The organism is Bacteroides xylanisolvens XB1A (assembly GCF_000210075.1).
GTDB lineage: Bacteria > Bacteroidota > Bacteroidia > Bacteroidales > Bacteroidaceae > Bacteroides > Bacteroides xylanisolvens.
The window spans coordinates 4,928,893-4,930,390 of sequence record NC_021017.1; the positions used below are offsets into that span (position 1 = coordinate 4,928,893).

The window sequence follows — 1,498 nt, forward strand, 5'->3', positions numbered from 1 at the left end:
TAAAGACCCGTCCAACCAAAGTTATTTTATGATTGGTTTAATTTAATCAGGTAGCCTTATGTATATAGATAAAGACGATTTTACCGCATGGATGGAGCGTATCATGGATAGGTTCGATATGCAGGACAAGAAAATAGACCGGGTGATAAAAGGACGTAATTGTTTGGATGGTGAAGAACTGCTGGATAATCAGGATTTATGCTTGCTTCTGAAAGTAGCCCCTCGAACACTGACCCGTTATCGAAAAAAAGGAATACTCCCTTTCCTTATGTTGGATGGTAGATGTTATTACCGTGCCACGGACGTACACAAGTTAATCCGTGAAAAAACCGACTAATTTTTTCTTTTCTAATAGCTTTTAATCCTGTTTTGTCGTGAGATAAAACAGGATTTTCTTTTTCCTGTTCGGGTATATCCGGGACTTTCTGTATATTTGCAACAGTTTCATAAGACAATAACAGCATAGGTTGAAAAGCCGATTGCTTTTATATATAACATAGCGTTCGCAGAACGTCTCAACGTAGAAAACTGGTAATTTTCAAAGAGAAGAGATTTATGCGCAATGTTCATGCTATACTTCTGTATAGCGTGGGCTTGCCTGTTTCTTCTCTTAGGCGTACCAGTGCCTCTACGTTGGAATAGTGTGAGTTCACGCTTTTTTTAGACGTACTGGCGAACAGTTTATAACTAAAAACTGTTTGATACCAACTTATGAAACATTTAAAAACTTGTATTGCTGTATCTCTCGATGGCTTCATTGCCCGAAAAGATAATGATTTGGACTGGATGCCGGAAAACGTTAAAAAGGAAATTTCGGCAGCTTATGAACAACCCGGTATATTTCTTGCCGGAGTGAATACCTATAACATGATTTTTAAACGTTGGGGCGGATGGCCGTACAAAAGTAAAAAGACTTTTGTAGTGTCCCACTACGACACCAATGTGACGAAAAAGGAGAATGTAACCTTTCTTACCGATATACCCTTACGGGCAATCAATGAACTTAAATCAAGTTCGGAAACCGATATTCAGGTCATTGGCGGCGGTAAGTTTATAACCTCGCTGATTGAAGCGTCCCTGCTGGATGAAATAACGCTGTATATCGTTCCGGTCATGCTTGGGGACGGTATCAAGTTTATAGGAAAGACTTTCGGGTCGAAGTGGGAACTGACCGGACACCGGGTGATAGACAATCAGGTCGTTTACCTGACCTACCAGTATAAAGGAGAATGATTTAAAAAAGCACCCGGTGTCCCTCCGGGTGCTTCAACCACAAAAATTTCAATTATAAATCTATCTATAATGAAACTTTCTGTGGCAAATATAACGATTTTCGTCTTATTTCTTCGGTTTGCCTTTCTTTTCAGGGAACACGAAAGTAACATTAAACTGCCCGTCAAAGGCAAGTGAAGCGTCAAAGACTTTGCCGTTCTTGCTTTTAAAGCCTTTGATTAGCCCGGTTTTCCCGGTAGTCACCAGTTCGGTAATCTGTTTGTCC

3 protein-coding genes are annotated in these 1,498 nt (G+C 40.2%); 2 read left to right on the plus strand and 1 reads right to left on the minus strand.

Features of this window, described 5'->3' with window-relative positions; all coding sequences use genetic code 11:
- Positions 1-58 precede the first annotated feature (58 nt).
- Positions 59-337, plus strand: a complete 279-nt coding sequence (locus tag BXY_RS19160; protein ID WP_005926255.1) for a helix-turn-helix domain-containing protein — start codon at positions 59-61, stop codon at positions 335-337.
- Between the two features lie 374 nt (positions 338-711).
- Positions 712-1,233, plus strand: coding sequence for a dihydrofolate reductase family protein (locus tag BXY_RS19165; protein WP_015532708.1), 522 nt, complete (start codon positions 712-714; stop codon positions 1,231-1,233).
- A 105-nt stretch (positions 1,234-1,338) separates the two neighbouring features.
- Here BXY_RS19165 and BXY_RS19170 read toward each other — a convergent pair.
- A partial coding sequence (locus BXY_RS19170) for a topoisomerase C-terminal repeat-containing protein (RefSeq protein WP_208946925.1) occupies positions 1,339-1,498 on the minus strand: 160 nt, incomplete at its 5' end.

Excerpts from the sequence above, each read along its gene's own strand:
- BXY_RS19165 (WP_015532708.1), top strand. The coding sequence starts at position 712 with ATGAAACATTTAAAAACTTGTATTGCTGTATCTCTCGATGGCTTCATT.
- BXY_RS19160 (WP_005926255.1), top strand. The coding sequence starts at position 59 with ATGTATATAGATAAAGACGATTTTACCGCATGGATGGAGCGTATCATG.